The organism is Rhodoferax sp. ZS1R8 (genome assembly GCF_056521325.1).
In genome coordinates, this window is record NZ_JBWMBA010000005.1 from 464294 (window position 1) to 484459 (window position 20166).

The 20166-nt window shown below is 61.5% G+C and carries 19 protein-coding genes; 9 read left to right on the forward strand and 10 right to left on the reverse strand.

What is annotated here, in order from left to right; genetic code table 11:
• Nucleotides 1–96 precede the first annotated feature (96 nt).
• From AC097P_RS19380 to AC097P_RS19405, 6 genes are all read right to left on the reverse strand, one after another.
• A complete protein-coding gene (locus AC097P_RS19380; RefSeq protein WP_479612063.1) occupies nucleotides 97–1053 on the reverse strand; it encodes an NAD(P)H-dependent flavin oxidoreductase in 957 nt (318 codons plus the stop codon).
• An 86-nt stretch (nucleotides 1054–1139) separates the two neighbouring features.
• A complete protein-coding gene (locus AC097P_RS19385; RefSeq protein ID WP_479612064.1) occupies nucleotides 1140–2930 on the reverse strand; it encodes an acyl-CoA dehydrogenase in 1791 nt (596 codons plus the stop codon).
• Nucleotides 2931–3009: 79 nt separating this feature from the next.
• Nucleotides 3010–3942: an electron transfer flavoprotein subunit alpha/FixB family protein gene (locus AC097P_RS19390; protein ID WP_479612065.1), complete on the reverse strand. Its 933-nt coding sequence runs from the start codon at nucleotides 3940–3942 to the stop codon at nucleotides 3010–3012.
• An 11-nt stretch (nucleotides 3943–3953) separates the two neighbouring features.
• Complete coding sequence (locus AC097P_RS19395; protein WP_479612066.1) at nucleotides 3954–4703, reverse strand: electron transfer flavoprotein subunit beta/FixA family protein; 750 nt, start codon at nucleotides 4701–4703, stop codon at nucleotides 3954–3956.
• A 195-nt stretch (nucleotides 4704–4898) separates the two neighbouring features.
• A complete protein-coding gene (locus AC097P_RS19400; RefSeq protein ID WP_479612067.1) occupies nucleotides 4899–6179 on the reverse strand; it encodes a mechanosensitive ion channel family protein in 1281 nt (426 codons plus the stop codon).
• Nucleotides 6179–7132: a histone deacetylase family protein gene (locus AC097P_RS19405; RefSeq protein ID WP_479612068.1), complete on the reverse strand. Its 954-nt coding sequence runs from the start codon at nucleotides 7130–7132 to the stop codon at nucleotides 6179–6181. Before AC097P_RS19405 ends, AC097P_RS19400 begins: the two co-directional genes overlap by 1 nt.
• A gap of 40 nt (nucleotides 7133–7172) precedes the next feature.
• On the opposite strand from AC097P_RS19405, the gene AC097P_RS19410 reads away from it, so the two are divergent.
• From AC097P_RS19410 to AC097P_RS19430, 5 genes are all read left to right on the forward strand, one after another.
• A complete protein-coding gene (locus tag AC097P_RS19410; protein ID WP_479612069.1) occupies nucleotides 7173–8093 on the forward strand; it encodes an AAA family ATPase in 921 nt (306 codons plus the stop codon).
• Between the two features lie 85 nt (nucleotides 8094–8178).
• Nucleotides 8179–9264 (forward strand): DUF58 domain-containing protein, encoded by a 1086-nt coding sequence (locus AC097P_RS19415; RefSeq protein WP_479612070.1) that lies wholly within the window; start codon nucleotides 8179–8181, stop codon nucleotides 9262–9264.
• 24 nt (nucleotides 9265–9288) lie between these two features.
• Complete coding sequence (locus AC097P_RS19420; protein ID WP_479612071.1) at nucleotides 9289–11313, forward strand: transglutaminase TgpA family protein; 2025 nt, start codon at nucleotides 9289–9291, stop codon at nucleotides 11311–11313.
• 14 nt (nucleotides 11314–11327) lie between these two features.
• Nucleotides 11328–12491, forward strand: coding sequence for a lytic murein transglycosylase B (gene mltB / locus AC097P_RS19425; RefSeq protein ID WP_479612072.1), 1164 nt, complete (start codon nucleotides 11328–11330; stop codon nucleotides 12489–12491).
• A gap of 3 nt (nucleotides 12492–12494) precedes the next feature.
• Nucleotides 12495–13700: an SPOR domain-containing protein gene (locus AC097P_RS19430; RefSeq protein WP_479612073.1), complete on the forward strand. Its 1206-nt coding sequence runs from the start codon at nucleotides 12495–12497 to the stop codon at nucleotides 13698–13700.
• Between the two features lie 23 nt (nucleotides 13701–13723).
• Here AC097P_RS19430 and AC097P_RS19435 read toward each other — a convergent pair whose 3' ends face one another.
• Together AC097P_RS19435 and AC097P_RS19440 are read right to left on the reverse strand one after the other, a co-directional pair.
• Nucleotides 13724–14593, reverse strand: a complete 870-nt coding sequence (locus tag AC097P_RS19435) for a YihY/virulence factor BrkB family protein (protein WP_479612074.1) — start codon at nucleotides 14591–14593, stop codon at nucleotides 13724–13726.
• Nucleotides 14590–16095 carry a methyl-accepting chemotaxis protein gene (locus tag AC097P_RS19440; RefSeq protein ID WP_479612075.1) on the reverse strand — a complete coding sequence of 502 codons (1506 nt, stop codon included), beginning with the start codon at nucleotides 16093–16095 and terminating at the stop codon, nucleotides 14590–14592. The genes AC097P_RS19435 and AC097P_RS19440 overlap by 4 nt, the downstream gene beginning before the upstream one ends.
• Before the next feature lie 162 nt (nucleotides 16096–16257).
• Here AC097P_RS19440 and AC097P_RS19445 point away from each other — a divergent pair, with 162 nt between their 5' ends.
• The 4 genes from AC097P_RS19445 to AC097P_RS19460 are packed head-to-tail and all read left to right on the forward strand — an operon-like array spanning nucleotide 16258 to nucleotide 18224.
• The gene (locus AC097P_RS19445; RefSeq protein WP_479612076.1) at nucleotides 16258–16989 is read left to right on the forward strand and encodes a Crp/Fnr family transcriptional regulator; all 732 of its coding nucleotides are present in this window, start codon (nucleotides 16258–16260) and stop codon (nucleotides 16987–16989) included.
• Nucleotides 16990–17042: 53 nt separating this feature from the next.
• Nucleotides 17043–17441: a DUF3597 domain-containing protein gene (locus tag AC097P_RS19450; RefSeq protein ID WP_479612077.1), complete on the forward strand. Its 399-nt coding sequence runs from the start codon at nucleotides 17043–17045 to the stop codon at nucleotides 17439–17441.
• Nucleotides 17442–17461: 20 nt separating this feature from the next.
• Complete coding sequence (locus AC097P_RS19455) at nucleotides 17462–17713, forward strand: GlsB/YeaQ/YmgE family stress response membrane protein (protein ID WP_479612078.1); 252 nt, start codon at nucleotides 17462–17464, stop codon at nucleotides 17711–17713.
• Between the two features lie 19 nt (nucleotides 17714–17732).
• A complete protein-coding gene (locus tag AC097P_RS19460) occupies nucleotides 17733–18224 on the forward strand; it encodes a hypothetical protein (protein ID WP_479612079.1) in 492 nt (163 codons plus the stop codon).
• On the opposite strand, the gene AC097P_RS19465 is transcribed toward AC097P_RS19460, so the two are convergent.
• Nucleotides 18221–19114 (reverse strand): HDOD domain-containing protein, encoded by an 894-nt coding sequence (locus tag AC097P_RS19465; RefSeq protein WP_479612080.1) that lies wholly within the window; start codon nucleotides 19112–19114, stop codon nucleotides 18221–18223. The genes AC097P_RS19460 and AC097P_RS19465 overlap by 4 nt on opposite strands.
• Nucleotides 19115–19199: 85 nt before the next feature.
• Nucleotides 19200–20159, reverse strand: a complete 960-nt coding sequence (locus tag AC097P_RS19470; protein ID WP_479612081.1) for an alpha-E domain-containing protein — start codon at nucleotides 20157–20159, stop codon at nucleotides 19200–19202.
• Nucleotides 20160–20166: the final 7 nt, after the last annotated feature.

A 20166-nucleotide genomic window follows, 5' to 3' on the forward strand; every position in this document is an offset into this window, starting at 1 on the left:
GTGGGCGTCATCGCATCCGCCACCCTAAGGGTTAAATTCTGGCCCTACCGTTCCCTAGCGCACGTACATAAGAGGCAGGCCGATTGGCCCGCTGCCCTACAGTGCCAGGCGTGCGCGGGCCTGGGCGTATTCGCGCTGGAGCTGGGCCACGTAATCCGCCGCGCTTTGCACCTTGCTGATGACGCCAATGCCCTGACCGCAACCCCAGATTTCTTTCCATGCTTTGGCGGAACCGGCCCCGCCGAAGTTCATCTTGCTGGGGTCGCTGACGGGCAGGTTCTCGGGGTCCAATCCGGCCGCACGAATGCTAGGCGCCAGGTAGTTGCCGTGCACACCCGTAAACAAGTTGCTGTAGACGATATCGTCGGAGGCGCCATCCACAATGGCTTGCTTGTAGGCATCGTTGGCGCGGGCTTCTTCGGTGGCAATAAAGGCTGAGCCAATATACGCAAAGTCGGCGCCCATGGCCAGAGAGGCCAGCACCGCGTCGCCGGTGGAGATGGAGCCTGACAGGGCCAGCGGACCGTCAAACCACTGGCGGATTTCCTGAACCAATGCAAACGGGCTCTTCACGCCGGCATGTCCACCGGCGCCCGCCGCCACGGCGATCAGGCCGTCAGCACCCTTCTCGATCGCCTTGCGGGCGTGCTTGTTGTTGATGACGTCGTGCAGCACCACGCCACCGTAACTGTGGGCAGCGGCGTTGATGTCCTCGCGCGCGCCCAGGCTGGTGATGATGATCGGCACCTTGTACTTGACGCACATCGCCATGTCGTGCTCCAACCGGTCATTGCTCTTGTGCACAATCTGGTTGATGGCAAACGGCGCAGCCGGTTTGTCCGGGTTTGCCGCGTTATAGGCCGCCAGGGCTTCGGTGATTTCGACGAGCCACTCTTCCAGTTGCTCGGCAGGGCGCGCGTTGAGCGCGGGCATGGAGCCTACGACACCGGCAATGCACTGGGCAATGACCAGCTTGGGGTTGCTGATGATGAACAGCGGGGAACCGATGACGGGAAAAGGCACGTGGGCCAGGGCGCCCGGTAGCTTGGACATGGTGTAGTCTCCAGGATTTGTTGGGGGGCAAATGGGCCGCTAGCCCTCGTGGAATGCGCGTAAGCCGCTATCTATTCAATAGCACTCTAAAACGCTTCCAGCGGCAGTGCGGTCACGCAGTCCGCGCCCTCGACAATGCTGTCACGCAGCCCCCCAGCCTTGACCAGCAGGTGGTCGGCATAGAAACGTGCGGTAGTGATCTTGGCCTGCATGAAGGCTACATCGTTACCGGCCGCAATCTGCTCTTGCGCAACCAACAGCGAACGCGCCATTTGCCAACCGGCCATCACATTGCCGGCCAGCATCAGGTAGGGCACGCTGCCCGCAAACACGGCGTTGGGGCTGGCCTTGGTATTGCCAGCGACGAAATTCACGACATCTACAAAGGCTTCGCGTGCGGCCTTGAGGCGTTTCGCCATCGCTACGGCGTCTGCGGTTCCGCTCTTCAGCAATTCGGCTTCTGTCGCCTCGATCTGCGCCGCCAAAGCTTTGCCGGTCTGACCACCGTCGCGTGAGGTCTTGCGGCCCACCAAGTCATTGGCCTGGATGGCGGTTGTACCTTCGTAGATCGTCAGAATCTTCGCGTCGCGGTAAAACTGCGCCACACCGGTTTCTTCGATGAAACCCATGCCGCCATGCACTTGCACCGCCAGCGAAGTGACCTCCAAACTCATCTCGGTGCTATAGCCCTTGACCAAGGGCACCATGAATTCGTAGAAGGTCTGGTTGTCTTTTCGCACTGCTGCGTCGGGGTGGTGGTGGGCAGCGTCGTAAGCGGATGCGGCCACGCTGGCCATGGCGCGGCAGCCTTCCACGTACGCGCGCATCGTCATCAGCATGCGGCGCACGTCCGGGTGGTGGATGATGGGCGCACCGGCCTTGACGGAACCATCGACTGGGCGGCTTTGCACGCGTTCGCGCGAGAAACGCACCGCCGTCTGGTACGCCAGCTCGGCAATCGCAATGCCCTGCACGCCCACGCCGTAGCGGGCGGCGTTCATCATGATGAACATGTACTCCAGGCCACGGTTTTCTTCGCCGACCAGGTAGCCAACAGCGCCACCGTGGTCGCCAAATTGCAGCACGGCAGTCGGGCTGGCCTTGATGCCCAGCTTGTGTTCGATGCTGACGCAGTGCACGTCGTTACGCGCACCCAGCGAACCGTCTGCGCCGACCATGAATTTGGGCACCACAAACAGGCTGATGCCCTTGACGCCTTCGGGCGCGCCGGTCACACGGGCCAGCACCAGATGGACGATGTTCTCGGCCATGTCGTGCTCACCCCAGGTGATGAAAATCTTGGTGCCAAAAATCTTGTAGCTGCCATCGGGCAATGGCTCGGCGCGGGTGCGCACTGCCGCCAGGTCGCTGCCGGCCTGGGGTTCGGTCAGGTTCATCGTGCCGGTCCACTGGCCGCTGACCAGCTTTTCCAGGTAGGTGGCTTTCAAGTCATCTGAGCCTGCGGTCAGCAGGGCCTCGATCGCGCCGTCGCTGAGCAGCGGGCACAGCGCAAAACTCATATTGGCCGAGTTCTGCATCTCACCGCAGACGGATCCAATGGTCTTGGGCAGGCCCTGGCCGCCGAAGTCCACCGGGTGCTGCAGACCTTGCCAGCCGCCCTCGGTGAATTGTTTGAAGGCTTCCTTGAAACCTGGCGTCGCGGTGACAACACCGTCTTTCCAACTCGATGGGTTCAGGTCACCGGCGCGGTTCAGCGGGGCCATCACGCCTTCATTGAACTTGGCCGACTCTTCCAGCACGGCCTGCGCGGTGTCAAAGCCGGCGTCTTCAAAGCCTGGCATCTGGGCGATCTGGTCAATCTTGGCCAGATGCTGGATATTGAACAACATGTCTTTGACGGGCGCGACGTAGCTCATGGGGTACTCCGGGGATTACAAAATCAAACAAGAAAGCAAAAAAAGGGCATCCCGTGGGATGCCCTGTTCGGGTCGCGCCTTACAGCGCTGCGGTCAGCTCCGGCACGGCGACAAAGAGGTCTGCTTCCAGGCCATAGTCGGCCACGCTGAATATAGGCGCTTCGGGGTCTTTGTTGATGGCGACGATGACCTTGCTGTCCTTCATACCGGCCAAATGCTGGATGGCGCCGCTGATGCCGGCTGCAATATACAGCTGGGGCGCAACGATCTTGCCGGTCTGGCCCACTTGCCAGTCGTTGGGCGCATAACCTGCGTCCACCGCCGCGCGCGATGCGCCCAGTGCGGCGCCCAGCTTGTCGGCCAGCGGCGTCATGACGTCCATGAACTTTTCGCTGGAACCCAGGGCACGGCCGCCTGAGACGATGATCTTGGCAGCGGTCAATTCGGGGCGGTCGTTCTTGGCGATTTCTGAACCCACGAATGTAGCCTGTGCGCTGGCGCCAACAGCCGTCAGCACTTCTACCGCGGCGCTACCGCCGGTAGCAGCGGCCGGATCGAAACCGGTGGTACGCACGGTCAGCACCTTGGTCGCTTCCGCGCTTTGCACGGTAGCGATGGCGTTACCGGCGTAGATGGGGCGCTCAAAGGTGTCGGGGCTGTCAACCTTGGTGATGTCGGAGATTTGGCCAACGTCCAGCTTGGCGGCCACGCGGGGGGCAATGTTCTTGCCCGAAGCAGTGGCGGCAAACAGGATGTGGCTGTAGTTGCCAGCAACGGCCAGCACCTGGGCTGCCACGTTTTCGGCCAGACCGTGCGTAAAGCCATCACCTTCGGCGTGCAACACCTTGGCCACACCGGCGATTTGCGCGGCAGCCGCAGCGGCGGCGCCGGCATTGTTGCCGGCTACCAGCACGTGCACGTCGCCACCGCATTTCAGTGCGGCGGTAACGGTGTTCAGGGTTGCACCCTTGATGGATGCGTTGTCGTGTTCAGCGATTACGAGAGAAGTCATTTTCGTGTTCCTTAGATAACTTTGGCTTCAGTCTTGAGCTTGGCAACGAGTGTGGCCACGTCAGGCACCTTGATACCAGCGCTGCGCTTGGGTGGCTCGACCACTTTCAGCGTCTTGATGCGGGGCGTCACGTCAACACCCAGTGCTTCGGGCGTGAACACGTCCAGTTGTTTCTTCTTGGCCTTCATGATGTTGGGCAGCGTTACATAACGTGGCTCATTGAGGCGCAGGTCGGTGGTGACGACGGCGGGCATGGTCAGCGACACAGTTTCGGAGCCGCCATCGACTTCACGGGTCACATTGACCTTGCCATCCACCACTTCAACCTTGCTGGCGAATGTGCCTTGGGGCAAATCAGCCATAGCGGCCAGCATCTGTCCGGTCTGGTTGCAGTCGTCATCAATGGCTTGCTTGCCCAGGATGATCAGACCGGGTTGTTCTTTTTCGACCAAAGCCTTGAGCAGCTTGGCCACGGCCAGGGGCTGCAGCTCTACCGCGGTTTCCACCAGGATGCCACGGTCGGCACCAATGGCCATGGCGGTGCGCAGGGTTTCCTGGCACTGGGTCACACCGCAAGAGACTGCGATGATTTCGGTGACGATGCCCTTTTCTTTCAGGCGAACGGCCTCTTCGATGGCGATTTCGTCGAAGGGGTTCATGCTCATTTTGACGTTGGTAATGTCTACGCCCGTGCCATCGGACTTGACCCGCACCTTGACGTTGTAATCGACCACGCGTTTAACGCTTACCAGGACTTTCATGCTGCCGCTCCAGATGGTTACAAATTGGTTTGCTTGACTTGACGTACACGTCAACCGCTCGATTCTATGCCGCTGCGCTTTTTCGGGCGTCGCCCAGAAGACGATCACAGCATAACCCAGAAAATAGAACGGTCGTGCTTTTTTAGAATTATAACTCTACAAAACGCCGCAGCGACCCCGACTGTCACGCATGGATCAGCGCTGGTGCACCACGCGCTGTGGGTAAGGAATCTCGATGCCATTGGTCCGCAGCGCGGCGAGGATGGCACGGTTGATGTCTGAACGCAGGTTCATCGTGCCGTTTTGCGGATCGCGCACCCAGTAGCCCACGGTCAATTCCAGACCATCCGCACCAAACGCCGACAGGAAGACGGATGGCTCAGGGTCACGCAGTACCCGTTCCTGGACCATTGCGGCCTCCAAGAGCAGCGCTGTCACTTGGTTGACGTCACTCTCATACGCGACGGACACCACGGTGGTCTGGTACAGATGGGCGTCAGCCAGCGACAGGTTTTCGACGCGACTGGTGATCAGCATCTCATTGGGCACGATGGATTCGCGCCCGCTCGACGAGCGCACCAGCGTGTAGCGGGCGTTGATCTGCGTGATCGTCCCTTCGAAGTTGTCTACACGCACACTGTCGCCAATGCGCATGCTGCGTTCAGCCAGAATCACAAACCCACTGATGTAGTTGGCCGCCAGCTTTTGCAGACCAAAGCCGATACCTACGCCGACTGCCCCGCCCAGCACCGACAGCGCCGTCAGGTCGATGCCCACCGCAGACAGCGCCAGCATCAGCCCGACAAACATCAGCATCGCACGGGTCGCGTTGCTGACCGCCTTGCGCAGCGAGAGTTCGCTGCCAGTGGCCGAGCGCAGCAGGCGGGTTTCGATGGCTGCCGATATCCACAGCGTCAGTATCAATACGGCACCGGCCGTCAGCAGGCCTTCGATGATGTTACGCACCGACAGCTCGGTACCACCAACCTTCCACGTGATCTGGTCCAGTTCGTTCAGCACGACTGGCAACAGGCCGCTGACCCACAACACCATGGCCAGCCAGGCCAGCCACGAGATGGTGTGCTCCAGCGAGCGGGCCCACCGCGCCTCCTCAAACGCCACACGCAACACCTTGACCCCCACGCGGATGACGACCAACGACACCAGCACCGGTATCGCCACCTTGAACACGGCCACCCGCACGAAATTGCCGAGCACGGCCAGCGCGATACCACTGAGGCATAGCAACACCAGGGGAAACAGCACGCCATCCACGGCACGCGCGCCGAACAAAATGGACTTGCCGTCGTAGGCACCCAGCGTGCGGCGCAGCAGCATGACCAGCCCCCACGACAGAGCCACGCATAGCGCCAACGCGGCAAGCTCAACCAACACGGTGGTCTGCGTGAAAGCTGCCAACCAGCCCCCCAGATCGTCTATGGGCTGCGGTGTTGAAACTTTGGGAATGCTTGCCATTACAAATCTGCCAGTACACGAATATGCGCTTCGACGCTCTGCGCCAAAGCATCCAGGTTGTAGCCGCCTTCCAGGCAAGACACGATACGGCCCTTGGCATGGCGCAGCGCCACTTCTTTGATGCGCTGGGTCATCCACACGTAGTCCGCCTCGACCAAACCCATCTGACCCATGTCATCCAGACGATGGGCGTCGAAGCCGGCGCTGATGAAAACCATTTCCGGTTTGTAGGCATCCAGTCGCGGCAGCCAGAAGGTCTCGACCAACTCACGCACCTGCGGCCCTTTGGTGTACGCAGGCACCGGCAGATTGACCAGGTTGCTGGCGTTTGACCGGGCACCGCCCGGAGGGTAAAACGGATGCTGAAAAAAGCTGAGCATTAACACCCGCTGGTCGCCGGCCACGATGTCCTCGGTGCCATTGCCATGGTGTACGTCAAAGTCCACGATGGCAACGCGTTTGAGACCGTGGCGCTCTAACGCATAACGCGCCGCAATCGCAACATTGTTCAGAAAGCAAAATCCCATGGCGGTGTCGTGACAGGCATGGTGGCCGGGGGGGCGAACGGCGCAAAAAGCATTCTCAATCTCCCCAGCCAGTACCGCGTCGGTCGCTGCCAGAGCGGCACCGGCCGCCCGCAGGCTGGCGTCCCAGGTGTGGACATTCAACGCGGTATCGGGATCGATCTGAACGTACGCGGGGCCGCCCGCCGCAATCTCGTCGCGCAGGCCGTCGGTCAGGCCGCGCAGCGCGGCCACATGCATACGGCCATGGGCCAGTTCGATGTCAGTGATCGCCGCCTGCGGGGCTTCGCGCCGGTCCAGTGCATCACCCACGCCGCTGATCAACAAACGGTCCTCGATGGCGGACAGCCGGTCAGGGCATTCGGGGTGCCCTGCACCCATCTCATGCTTCCAGCAATCGGGATGGAAAAAGTAGCCTGTCTTGTTCACCAAAGCACTCGTATCTCAAAATTTCGGGTAAGGTCCCAGCATGGACGCACAACACACACTCAAATCTTTGCTCAACCAGCTTAACACGGTGATCGTGGGCAAGCCGTCGCAGATTCAGGATTGCGTGGCCTGCCTGCTGGCCGGCGGCCACTTGCTGATTGACGACGTGCCCGGAGTCGGCAAGACCACGCTGGCGCACGCGCTGGCCCGCAGCTTTGGACTGCAATTCTCTCGCGTGCAATTTACGTCGGACCTGATGCCCAGCGACCTGTCCGGCGTCTCTATCTACGAGCGCGGCAAAGAGGCCTTTGTGTTCCACCCCGGTCCCATCTTCGCGCAGGTGCTGCTGGCCGACGAAATAAACCGCGCCAGCCCCAAAACGCAAAGCGCCTTACTGGAGGCCATGGAAGAAAAGCAGGTCACGATCGAGGGAGAAACCCGACCACTGCCCCTACCCTTCTTCGTGATTGCCACACAAAACCCGCTAGACCAGCTGGGCACCTATGCCCTGCCCGAGTCGCAGATGGACCGCTTTTTGATGCGCATATCGCTAGGCTACCCAGACCGGGTGGCCGAACGGGAGCTGCTGGCCGGCCATGACCGCCGCGACATCGTCGACAAGCTGCCCGCGGTGCTGTCGCAGTCCGAACTCCAGCAACTGCAGCAACAGGTGCTGGCCGTGCACACCGCCGGCCCGTTGCTGGACTATGTGCAGGACCTGATCGCCGCCACCCGCTCCGGCAAGTGGTTCCTGCAGGGCTTGAGCCCGCGCGCCGGCATCGCCGTGGTACGCGCCGCCAAGGCGCAGGCGCTGCTAAGCGGTCGAGACTACGTGGCACCCGACGATGTGCAAGCCGTGCTGCCACAAACCATTGCCCACCGGCTGATACCGGTTGGCGATGCGGGGCGCGGCGCCGTAGAACAGGTGCGCGCGATGGTGGCCACGGTGCCGTTGCCATGAGCAGAGACGACAGATGAGCGCCGCCGGGCCGCCCCAAGGCGCGAGGGCCCCCTCGGGGGGCAGCGCAGCACACGCAGTGGCAAGCGTGGGGGCGACACTTTCCGCCTCCGGCGCCTCCCCCCCAGGGGGGCGCACCCAGTGGCCTGGCGAAGCCAGCTCCACGGGTGCCCGCGTATGGAACCCGGTCACACTTGTACAGCGACGGTTTCGCCAGTGGTGGCAGGCCCGCCTGCCGCTGCGCGACAGTACCGCGCTGACACAGCGCAACGTCTACATCTTGCCAACGGGTCCGGGTTTCATGCTGGGGGCCACGCTGCTGGTGCTGCTGGTGGCGTCCATCAACTACCAGCTGAACCTGGGCTATGTGCTGACTTTTTTGCTGACCGGTAGCGCCGTTATCGGCATGCATGTCTGCCACAGCACCCTGCGTGGCATTACTATGAATTTGCTAGCGCCAGAGGACCATTTCGCAGGGGCTAGCGTCATAGTCAACGTCAACCTGCTGAGCGACAAACGATCTGTGCGCTACGGCATCGGCCTGGCCGTGTTGGGTACCCAGCACTGGAGCTGGACCGACGTGCCGGCACAGGGCCGGTCCACGGTGCAGGTGGCGTTCCAGGCGCCACACCGCGGCCTGCTCCGTGTGCCGCCGCTGACGGCAGAGACGCGTTTCCCCTTGGGCACGTTCCGCGTGTGGACGGTGTGGCGCCCGGCCGCCCAGGTGCTGGTCTACCCGGCCCCCGAGCTACACCCACCTCCGCTGCCGCCCGGCGAGGCACGTACTGGCGGCCAGGCCACCGTGCAGCGCCAGAGCACCGGCGAATTCGACGGCGTGCGCGCCTACCGCCGCGGTGATCCGCTGAAGCTGGTGGTGTGGAAGAAGGCCGCCAAAACCGACGAGCTGGTCAGCCGCGATGCACAGCAGGTTCAGCGTTTTGAGCTGTGGCTGGACCTGGCCCACACGGGCATTGCGGGTGCAACGGCCGGTGGCGCCCCGCTGGAGCAAGCCCTGTCCCGCCTGTGCGCCTGGGTGCTGCTGGCCGACAAGCAGGGCCTGCACTTTGGGCTGCGCCTGGGCGCGCAGGAAATTGCACCCGGCAGCGGCGAGGCCCACCGCCGCAACTGCCTGCAGGCCCTGGCGTTGACGCACACCAGCCCGTCCGAAACGTAAGCAGCCCACACGACAGACTGCCCCATGCTGCAAGCCATCAAAAACCTCCCCCGGGAAGCGCGCGACACGCTGTTCCTGCTGGCCGTCATCGCCTGGGTGATAGCGCCCCAGGTCGGCAACCTGCCGCTGTGGTGCAGCGGCATGGCAGCAAGCCTGCTGCTATGGCGGGGCTACTTGGCCGTGCGCGGCTTTGCACTGCCCTCGCGCTGGTGGCTGCTGGGTTTGTTGTTGTTGGCCAGCGGCGCTACCTACTTTACGCACCGCACCTTGTTGGGCCGCGATGCCGGCGTCACCTATGTCGTTGTGCTGCTCAGCCTGAAGACGCTGGAAATGCGCGGCCAGCGCGACACCTTCGTTATCTTCTTCCTGGGCTTCTTTACGCTGCTCTCCAACTTCTTTTTCTCGCAAAGCCTGCTCACCGCGATGTCCATGCTGGTTGGCCTGCTGGGCCTGCTGACGGCGCTGGTCAACAGCCATATGCCGGTGGGCAAACCGCCGCTGTTGCAAGCGGCCAAGACGGCGGCTTGGATGGCGCTGCTGGGTGCGCCGGTCATGGTGGCGCTGTTCGTGCTGTTCCCCCGCATCGCGCCACTGTGGGGCGTGCCGGGCGATGCAATGGCTGGGCGTAGCGGGCTGTCCAGCAGCATGCGGGTCGGCACGATTGCCAGCCTGGCACTGGACGACAGCATCGCCTTTCGCGTGCGCTTTGATGGCAAGGCACCCGCCATGTCCGACATGTACTTCCGCGGGCCGGTGCTGTCGTCCTTTGACGGTAGGGAGTGGCAGGAGCTGCGCTCTGCCTTCACACCGCGCAACCAGTTGGCAGCAGATTTGCAGGTTGCGGGCACGCCGCTGTCGTACCAAGTCACGCTGTCACCCAACAACCGCCCGTGGGTGTTGGTGCTGGATGCCACCCAGGCCAAGCCGAACCTGCCGGGCTACCGCGTAACAATGAACAACGAGTTGCAATGGGTGGCCGATCACCCGATTACGGACCTGGTGCGCTACGAGGCCAAGAGCTACACCAGCTTTCGCCACGGCCCTGCGCGCATGGTGCCGGGCATGCAAGATTATTTGTACCTGCCACCCAGCTTCAACCCGCGCACCCTGCAATTGGCGGCCGACATCCGCAGTGATCCGCGCAACGCGGGTGCTGGTACTCCGGCACTGGTGCAGGCCGTCATGCAAAAGCTACGTACCGGGGGCTATACCTACACGTTGGAACCAGGCGTCTTTGGCACGCACACAGCGGACGAGTTCTGGTTTGACCGAAAAATGGGCTTCTGCGAACACATTGCGTCCAGCTTCGTGCTGTTGATGCGGGCGATGAACATACCGGCCCGCGTGGTCACCGGCTACCAGGGTGGGGACCTCAACGGCGTGGACGGCTACTGGACCATCCGCCAAAGCGATGCCCACGCCTGGTCCGAGGTCTGGATGCCCGAGCAGGGATGGGTGCGGGTGGACCCAACGTCGGCTGTGTCTCCGGGGCGCACCGGCACGCTGACCCGGCTGGAGGCGCCGCGCGGCGTCATCACGCAGGCGCTGCTCAGCGTCAATCCGCAATTTGCGCTGAACCTGCGTTCGCTGTGGGAGGCTGCCAACAACAGCTGGAACCAGTGGGTGCTGAACTATTCGCAGGCCAAGCAGCTGGACGTGCTGCGCAACCTGGGCTTCGAATCCCCCAGCTGGGAAGACCTGACCTATGTACTGATCACCCTGGTAGTGTCCGCCAGCGTGGTCGGCTCGGCCTGGACGCTATGGGAGCGCCACCGCCAGGACCCGTGGCTGCGGCTGTTGCATGGCGCCGCGCTACGCCTGCGCAAGGCGGGGTTGCAGCTGCCCGACACTGCCCCACCACGCCAGATGGCTGCACTGCTGCAAACGCTGGGGTCCACAGATCGGCCCGACCTGGCCGCCATCGCCCACTGGCTGCTGCGCATGGAAACCTGGCGGTATGCGAACCCTGCTCGACAGACCCAAGCACAACAACTGGCTACACTGCAACGCGAGTTCCGCTCCCTGCCCTGGCCACAACGCATACTGTGAATCCAAGCCCAACCGTGACACGTCTCCTCCAGCTTCTCGCTATCGTTTTCGTAGCTGCTTACGCCCTCTGCGCAAGGGCTAGCGACACAAAAGCCTTAAGCCCCTCCCAGCAAGATAGCGCCCCGACGGTCAAGGCTCCGCCCAGCCATGGACACGCGGGCAGCAGTAAACGCACCAAGCGCGGCAAGGCCACTGCACCGCGCAAGGCCGAATCGACCGGCCCGTTCTACGCCACCCGCCCCGACGCGATGCAGGCCGCCGACGGCATCGCCGAGCGCCTGGGCCTGGAGCCGCAGTGGGTGCGACAGGCGATCGGCCAATCGCACTACATGCCCGGTATCGCACGCGCCATTGCGCCCCCGCCAGTAGGCACGCCCAAGAACTGGACCGTGTACCGCAGCCGATTCATCGACTCCGTGCGCATCAATGCCGGCGTGAAGTTCTGGCGTGACAACCGCGAAACCCTGGAGCGGGCCGAGCAACAAACCGGCGTGCCGGCCGCCATCATCGTCGGCATCATCGGCGTGGAAACCATCTACGGCCAGCAGGTCGGCACCTACCGCGTCATGGACGCGCTGACCACGCTGGCCTTTGACTTCCCTGCCCAACACCCGCGCGCCAAGGAGCGTGCAGCGTTTTTCCTGTCCGAGCTCGAAGCCTTTCTGGCGCTGACCCACCGCACCGGTACCGACCCGCTGGCCCTGCGCGGCAGCTATGCCGGGGCCATGGGTCTGCCGCAATTCATGCCGTCCAGCTGGGCTAAATACGCGGTAGATTTTGATGGCGATGGCCGCGTCGACCTGTTCCACAACAATGCCGACGTCATCGGCTCGGTCGCCAATTACTTCAAGGCCTTCCAATGGCGCCCTGGCATGCCTACCCACTACCCGGTACGGCTACAGGCCGAAGGCATGGACAAGGCCGCGCTGCTGGCACCCGACATACTGCCCACATTCAATGCAGCCACGATGGCAGCGATGGGGGCCGAACTGGACGCCAAGGCGCTGCAGCACGTGGGTCCGCTGGCGCTGGTCGAGCTGCAAAATGGAGACGCGCCGCCGCTGTACATCGTGGGCACCGAAAACTTCTACGCCATCACCCGCTACAACTGGAGCAGCTACTATGCGCTGGCGGTGATTGAACTGGGCCAGGAAATTTCCGCTGCCATGTCAAAATAAACCATGATCGAACCCGCGCTCTCCACCGCCACCCCAGCCCAGGAAGAAGACGTCACCACCACGCTGTACAGCGCGGCTATCGGTCCGGTCAACAGCCAGTACTACCTGCCCATCTTCACCCGCTTTGAAGCCGCTGACCATGCAGGCGTCAGTTGGAACAGCGCTGCCAGCCTGCTGACGCTGAACTGGCTGGTGTTTCGCAAGCTGTGGGTCGCGGCGCTGGCCTATGTGGGCATCGTCGCCGCAGTCGCCCTGCTGGTGTTTGGTTTAGGCCACCTGGTGTTCCAGTTTTCCGACACGCTGATGATGGCCCTGGGCCTGGGCTTCGGCCTCGCGGCCTTTGTGCTGCCGGGCTTGTTCGGCAATGCGCTGTTCCACACCGAATGCCGCAAGGCCATGTCGCAGGCCCTTGTCGGCCATAGCAATGTGGCCGATGCGCGCGACCAGCTGTTGCACCAGGCCAGCAGCCGCAAACGCCTGATAAGCCTGGCCGTAGCCAATGCAGTCATGGTTCTGCTGGTGGCCGTGGCTTACCAACAGTTCTCCGGGCTGGGCAATGTCGCCGTGATGCCGCACGGTGCATTGGATACTGGGAACATCACTGTGGGCCGTACCGACGCGGCCGAAGGGGTTCGCCCATCAACACCTGCAAGCGCGCCCGTATCGGAACCTGCCGCCGCTGGGAACCCAATTGCCACTGCTGCGTCCGCCCTATCGCCGTCCGCGGCATCTGCACCGGCCATGGTGCGCAGCGCAGCCGCTAGCGAACCACTGCTTGCTGCCTCCGCTACACCGGCACCAGCCTCAGCGCAACCAGCACCACAACTACCGCCATCAGTACCATCTGCGGCAGCATCCAAGTCAACCGGCAGCGCTGCAGCCCCCGTTCCAGCCAAGGCCAACACAAAGCAGAAGGCTGCGGTGACCCGCGAGACCGCATCCAAGCCCACCCCCACGCCAGCGCCCGCCGCCGACCTGCCTGCCAAGTCCTTCTACATCAATGTGGGCTTATTCGGTGTACCCGAAAACGCTGCCAAGGCCCATGCAAAGTTGCTGGAAGCAGGCCTGCCGTCGGTGAAGAAAGAACTCAAGGCCAAAACCCTGCAGATTCGGGTGCGGGTGGGCCCGTTTGCGACGCAGGCACAAGCCGACGCCGCTGCAGAGAAGATCAAGGCATTGCAACTGGACGCCGTCATCATCCAGCTGTAACGCGCTGCAGCAGAGCGCGGGGTTTATTGCTCCAGCCGTTCGTATTCGGCAATCACCTGCGCGCCCAGCAACAGCAGTGCAGCGGCAATTTCCATGCAGAACAGTGCCACCACTGCCGTCGTCAACGAGCCGTAGACCACGCTGGTTTTGGACAGCGTCGTGAAGTACCACACCAGTAAATGGCGGATGATCTCCCACAACGAACTGGCGGCAAGCCCCCCCAGCAGCGCATGGTGTACGGGCATGCGACCCACCGGCAGCGTCCAGTAAATCGACGCCACGAGCAGCGTCTCTCCTACAAAACCCAAGATGTAAAAGAACACGCCAGAGACGCCAACCAGCGCCCACTCTCGTCCCAAAAACCAGATGCTCTCCTGTGCCAGCGTCTGCAAGCCAATAGTGGCTACCGTCAGCACCAGCAGAGCCAGACCCAGTGCCAGCACAAAAACGTAGGGCAACACGGCAGACACCAGCTTGTGGCGCGTAAACACCAGCTTCCGGTGCGCAAAAATTTGCCCCATGGCCTTCTCCAGAATGCCGAAAGCCAGCGAACTGAAGAACAGCATGGTCAGCGACAGGAAGACGCCAATGGCCGTGCGGTTATCCAGAAACACATGGATATCGCCGATCACCGCTTTGGACTGGCTAGGCACCAGCCACTCCAGGTAGCGGCCCAGCGCCATCAACAGCTCGGACTGATCCAGCCATTGCGACAGCGCGATGACGGACAGTATCAGCAGCGGCACCATGGACAGCAACGCGTAGTAGGCAATGGCGCCGGCCAGCATCATGCCCTGGTTGGCATTGAAGCCCCGCAACACCTGAAGCGCAAACTCCAGCGGGTGCGCCACTATGTGCAGCGCCGCCTTGCCTAGAGGTACGGAGAACTTCATCTACGGGTCAATTGTTTGACCGGTGATGCCGCACGCAAAACCGGCGACCGCACTGCCGTGCGCACGGCTGTTGGCTCAGGGGCGCGGTAGGAAGGCGGTGGCGCCGAACCGCGGTCTTGCTCGGCCGACAACTTGAACACTGCCACCAGCTGGACCAGATCCTGCGCCTGGCCCTTCAGGCTGCCGGCCGCGGCGGCCATTTGCTCCACCAGCGCGGCGTTTTGCTGGGTCGCGTTATCCATGTGGCGCACCGCCTCACCCACCCGGGCCACCCCCGACGCCTGCTCGTTGCTGGCGGCGCTGATCTCGCCCATGATATCGGTCACGCAGCGTATGGAGCTGACCACTTCGGTCATCGTCTCGCCGGCCTGGTCGACCAGCGCAGTGCCCTTTTCCACACGCTCAACGCTGGCGCCAATCAGGCTCTTGATCTCCTTGGCCGCTTCAGCCGAACGACCGGCCAGGGAGCGCACCTCCGACGCCACGACGGCAAAGCCCCGCCCCTGCTCTCCAGCCCTTGCGGCTTCCACCGCAGCGTTCAATGCCAGAATATTGGTCTGGAATGCGATGCCATCAATGACACTGATGATGTCGGCAATTTTGCGCGACGAGTCATTGATATCCTTCATCGTCTCTACGACCTGCCCGACTACATTGCCGCCTTGTATGGCCACCGTCGAGGCGCTCTGCGCGAGCTGGTTGGCTTGGCGGGCCGAGTCCGCGTTTTGCTGAACCGTGGTACCCAGCTCTTCCATGCTGGCTGCAGTTTCTTGCAGCGCACTGGCCTGCTGCTCGGTGCGGGTGGAGAGGTCGTTATTGCCCTGCGCAATTTCTGACGACGCCGTAGCGACGCCTTCGGAACCCTGCCGCACATTGGACACGAGTTTGGCCAGGCTGGTCTGCATAGTCGCCAGCGATGCCATCATCACACCCACCTCGTCCGTGCCACCGGTGTGGATACGGTTGGACAGGTCACCCCCGGCGATGCTCTGGGCCACGTGCGCGGCCTCATCCAACGGCCGAACGATGCCATTGGAGATACGCAACGCAATCCCAATACCCAGCACAATGCCCAGCACCAACACGCTCCAATTCAGCGTGACGGCGCGTGTCAACGCGGCCTGCAACTGGCCGCTGTCGGCGATCTGCAAACCCACCAATTTGCCGGCCAGTTGATCGACCGCCTGCATATGGTCTTCAGGCGACGCGGTATGCGACGCCATAGCGGCCGCCAGCGCCTTTTTCTCTTCCTCAGCCTGCGTCAGCGCATTGAGCTTCTTGACCTGATCAATGTCCAGGCCGGGTACGGCGGCTTTTTTGGCTACCGCCACCTTTACCTGCACGGCCCATTCCGAGGCCATCGCCAGACGGAAAGCCCGAGCGTCTAGCGCGGAATTGAAGTGCTGTATTTGTGCCAACTGCACTTGCCCCACTGCGGCTACCAGCGCCAGCAGCGCCAGCATCACCCCAAAACCCAGCATCAAACGGTTGCGTATCGTCACAGGCTACCCCTTACGTGTTGGTAATGACATAGGCCGACTGTAAACCTTGCCGGCCACCATGTTGTAGGACTGGTCCCACATCGATTCGCGGCCTTTGCCGATACCGCAAAGTCCGTACGTTGGAGAACATACACCCATCCGAAACACTTCAGGAAGAACAAAATGGGAACCACACACACATACGCATTCGGCGCACAACAAAACCATCTGCTGGCAGCTTTACCGTCTGAAGATCTGGACCGTTGGCAAAGCCGGTTGGAGCTGGTTGAGTTGTCACGTGGGCAACAACTGTATTCCGCCGGAAGGGCCCCAGAATACGTTTACTTCCCGACGACAGCCATCGTTTCGTTCATGTCGTTTACCCAAGAAGGCTCTTCTGCGGAAGTGGCCCTGGTCGGCAATGACGGCGTCGTAGGCGTGTCCTACCTGCTGGGTGCAGATACAGCCGCTACCGACGCAGTGGTGCAGAGCGCCGGCCGTGCTTTTCGTATCAGTGCGCGATTCGTCAAGGGCGAAGTCCAGTCGTCTTGCGGCGTCATGAAGGTCGTGATGCGCTACGCCCAGGCATTGATGAGCCAAATGGCACAGACCGCGGTATGCAACCGCTACCACTCGATAGACCAGCAGTTTTCTCGCCGCTTGCTCTCAGCCCTGGATCGCTTGGCATCCAACGAACTCGACATGACGCACGAACTGGCAGCCAACCTGCTGGGCGTGCGCCGTGAGGGCGTGACCGTTGCGGCCAAAAAACTGCAGGACGCTGGCGTGATCCGTTATAGCCGTGGCCATATCGACGTACTGGACCGTGCACGCTTGGAACAAAGAACCTGCGAGTGCTACGCACCGTCGAAATCTGCCTACCGCCGCTACCAACCGCAAGCGCTCGCAGCCTAAAACGGCTTTTTGGCGTACACCGCACAAACAATTTTTAACTCAACGGGATACACATGGGCATTCTTAGCAACATCTTTCACAAAATATTTCCGTCAAGCCATCCTGCAAACACTTCACCCAGCGCATCGGATCCGGCATCGGCGGGTGTGGGTACCGGAACGGTAGCTACGCCAGCAGCGCCCGTAGCCATGCAAGAGGTGGATGTTGAGCAAGTTCTCGACGGGATGGCCGCCAAAGCACCAGAAAAACTGAATTGGAAGACTTCCATCGTTGATTTGATGAAATTACTGGGAATCGACAGTTCGCTTGCTGCGCGCAAGTCACTTGCCCAGGAGTTGCATTACACGGGTGCACTGGACGGGTCGGCAGAAATGAATATCTGGCTGCATCGGCAAGTGATGAACAAGGTCGCTGCCAACGGCGGTAAGGTGCCGGCGGATTTGAAAGATTAAATCGTTTTTAAGGAAATACCATGGCAATCGTTTGGACAATTTTGATCGGCTTTATCGCAGGGCTGGTGGCCCGCGCCGTGACCCCAGGTAACCAACCGATGGGTTTCATCCTGACGGCGGTGCTTGGTATTGCCGGGTCACTGGCAGCCACCTACTTAGGTCAAGCCGCTGGCTGGTACACCGCGGGCGACGGGGCAGGGTTTATTGCGTCCGTCATCGGCGCGGTGGTCGTTTTGATTATTTTTGGTCTCGTGACGCGCAAGCGCGCGTAGCTACAGAGGATTAACGAGCATGGCACTAATGGATATTTTGCAAAACGCATTGGCGGGGGAGCGCCCTGAGCAGCATTTTGATACGGTTGCGAACTCTGCTTCGCACGAGGAACTGGGCTCTGGCTTGGCTGAAGCTATGCGCTCCGACCAAACACCTCCGTTTGGAGAAATGGTGGGCCAACTGTTTCAAAACTCTAATCCCGACCAGAGGGCTGGAGTAATGAACCGAATCTTGAGCAGCATAGGCCCGGCAGCCTTTTCAGGTATCGCCGGAAGCGTGTTGGGGAAACTGCTGGGCCCAGGCCACACGCAAATCACTCCAGAGCAGACCTCAAATCTGTCGCCGCAGCAAGTCAACGACATTGCTACCCACGCCGAGAAAACCCAGCCCGGCGTGGTGGATGAGGTCAGCAGCTTTTACGCGCAGCACGCCGGTTTGCTCAAGATTTTGGGGGGGGCAGCGTTGGCGGTAACTTTGGCGAAAATGCGCCAGAACGCGACCCGCGTTTAACCCAGCGTAACCGCATCGAAAGCAGGGTGTAGGCTATCTAACCAATGGTCTACCTCCGCATCGCCAATGGCGAGTAACGATCGGCACGCCGGCCCATAGACTGCCCACTCGCGTTGCTCGTCAACACCCTCGTGCAGCGTGACCATGTGCTCAGCCACGAGTCCCATGGCTACCAACATGCGGATATCCATTGGCACTAACTTTTCTGTCAAAACAGAAAAGTCATGGTGCAGCCGAACCGCTTCATAAATCGATTTAGGGAGCCGCCATGTACGGGCCACCAGCGCGCCCACAACAGCATGGTCGGTTTTATGGGCTGCGTTTTCGGTTTCGGTAAAGCTGCGGTCCTGGCGGGCCAGTGCCTCGGTTAACGTGCCCGCATAACCCTTTACGCCTTGCATCAGGATGGGGATGCCCACATGGCAAAACAGGCCGCAGGTGTAAGCGAGATCTGGGTTAACGCCGTAAAGCTGCCGGGCTATATGGGCCATGGCCAGCGCACGGCGCGTAGACGTATCCCAAAAATGCTCCAACAGGGGCGAGGTAAAGCGGATGGAGTTGCGGGTTAAAAATACTGTCAGCAGCTTCTCGGTCATGCGCAAACCCAACAGGCCCAGCGCCTCACCCACGGAAGTCACGGCCCGCGAACGCGCGTAGTACGGACTATTGGCGGTGCGTATGAGCGATGCCGACATGGCTACATCGCGCGCCGCGATGTCGGCAACAGTTTGGGGGTCAGGGTCTTCTTTGTCCATCTCGCGGCGCAGCGCGATCAGCAACTCGGGACACGGGGGAATGACAATATCGCGCAGCGGGCCAGAGGCCAGCGCTCGGTCCAATTCACGGTCCGTATCCGACGGGGTGCTGACGGTCACTGCCTTGCTCTGCATACCTGGTCCGGTCCATGAAAAAGCAAAACACCATTATTGCTGGGTTTGCTCCAAACCGTACCTCGATCACCGCGTAACGTGGGATTCAGGTACTGACCGGCACCAAAAACTCGCGACTGATATGCGCACCCAGGTCGTTTACTCGATCCAGGAATTGGGTCAAATAAGCATGCAGGCCGGTGGCCAAAATCTCGTCGATGCGGCCGTATTGCAACTCCGAGCGCAACTTGCCGGCGCGGCGCAGCGTTTCGCTGGACGCATCGCTGGCCACCAGCGCCAGGTTGGCCACCACTTCATTCAGGCTGGCGTGCAGCGAGCGCGGCATATCCGGGCGCAGTATCAGCAGTTCACCCACCCGTTCTGGCTTGATGACGTCACGGTAGACCTTGCGGTACACCTCAAAGCCGGAGACGCTGCGCAAGATGGCGCTCCAGTGGTAGAAGTCATACTCCTGGTCCTTCTCGTTGGCCGTGCCATAGAAGTCGCTCTGCAGCGCGTGAAACTTCACGTCAACCAGGCGCGCCGTGTTGTCGGCCCGCTCTAAAAATGTGCCCAGGCGCATGAAGTGCAGGGCCTCGTCGATCAACATCGTGCCCACGGTGACGCCGCGTGACAGATGCGAGCGAAACTTGACCCACTCAAAGAACTTCGCCGGGTCTGCTTCGAACTCACCTGATTTGAGCATGCGCTTGACGTCCAGCCACGTCGTGTTCTGTGTCTCCCACACTTCGGTGGTTAGTGTGCCCCGCACGGCGCGGGCGTTCTCGCGGGCTGCGCCCAGGCAGGAAATGATGGAGGACGGGTTGCTCTCGTCCTTGACCATGAAATCCATGACGTCGCGCGCTTCGATGGCACCATACCGGTCAGTGTAGGTTGGCAGCAATTCACTGATGCTCAGCAGCCCTTGCCAGCCCACCTGCGCCACGGCATCGGAATGGGGCAGCAGCGACGCCTGGTAGTTGACGTCCAACATGCGTGCAGTGTTCTCGGCCCGCTCGGTGTAACGGGACATCCAAAAAAGATGGTCGGCGGTGCGTGACAGCATGGTGGTG

Bases quoted from the DNA above. Each gene is read 5' to 3' on its own strand.
- AC097P_RS19380 (WP_479612063.1), bottom strand. From the start codon at position 1,053: ATGTCCAAGCTACCGGGCGCCCTGGCCCACGTGCCTTTTCCCGTCATC.
- AC097P_RS19385 (WP_479612064.1), bottom strand. From the start codon at position 2,930: ATGAGCTACGTCGCGCCCGTCAAAGACATGTTGTTCAATATCCAGCAT.
- AC097P_RS19390 (WP_479612065.1), bottom strand. From the start codon at position 3,942: ATGACTTCTCTCGTAATCGCTGAACACGACAACGCATCCATCAAGGGT.
- AC097P_RS19395 (WP_479612066.1), bottom strand. From the start codon at position 4,703: ATGAAAGTCCTGGTAAGCGTTAAACGCGTGGTCGATTACAACGTCAAG.
- AC097P_RS19400 (WP_479612067.1), bottom strand. From the start codon at position 6,179: ATGGCAAGCATTCCCAAAGTTTCAACACCGCAGCCCATAGACGATCTG.
- AC097P_RS19410 (WP_479612069.1), top strand. From the start codon at position 7,173: ATGGACGCACAACACACACTCAAATCTTTGCTCAACCAGCTTAACACG.
- AC097P_RS19420 (WP_479612071.1), top strand. From the start codon at position 9,289: ATGCTGCAAGCCATCAAAAACCTCCCCCGGGAAGCGCGCGACACGCTG.
- AC097P_RS19430 (WP_479612073.1), top strand. From the start codon at position 12,495: ATGATCGAACCCGCGCTCTCCACCGCCACCCCAGCCCAGGAAGAAGAC.
- AC097P_RS19435 (WP_479612074.1), bottom strand. From the start codon at position 14,593: ATGAAGTTCTCCGTACCTCTAGGCAAGGCGGCGCTGCACATAGTGGCG.
- AC097P_RS19445 (WP_479612076.1), top strand. From the start codon at position 16,258: ATGGGAACCACACACACATACGCATTCGGCGCACAACAAAACCATCTG.
- AC097P_RS19450 (WP_479612077.1), top strand. From the start codon at position 17,043: ATGGGCATTCTTAGCAACATCTTTCACAAAATATTTCCGTCAAGCCAT.
- AC097P_RS19455 (WP_479612078.1), top strand. From the start codon at position 17,462: ATGGCAATCGTTTGGACAATTTTGATCGGCTTTATCGCAGGGCTGGTG.
- AC097P_RS19460 (WP_479612079.1), top strand. From the start codon at position 17,733: ATGGCACTAATGGATATTTTGCAAAACGCATTGGCGGGGGAGCGCCCT.
- AC097P_RS19465 (WP_479612080.1), bottom strand. From the start codon at position 19,114: ATGCAGAGCAAGGCAGTGACCGTCAGCACCCCGTCGGATACGGACCGT.
- AC097P_RS19470 (WP_479612081.1), bottom strand. From the start codon at position 20,159: ATGCTGTCACGCACCGCCGACCATCTTTTTTGGATGTCCCGTTACACC.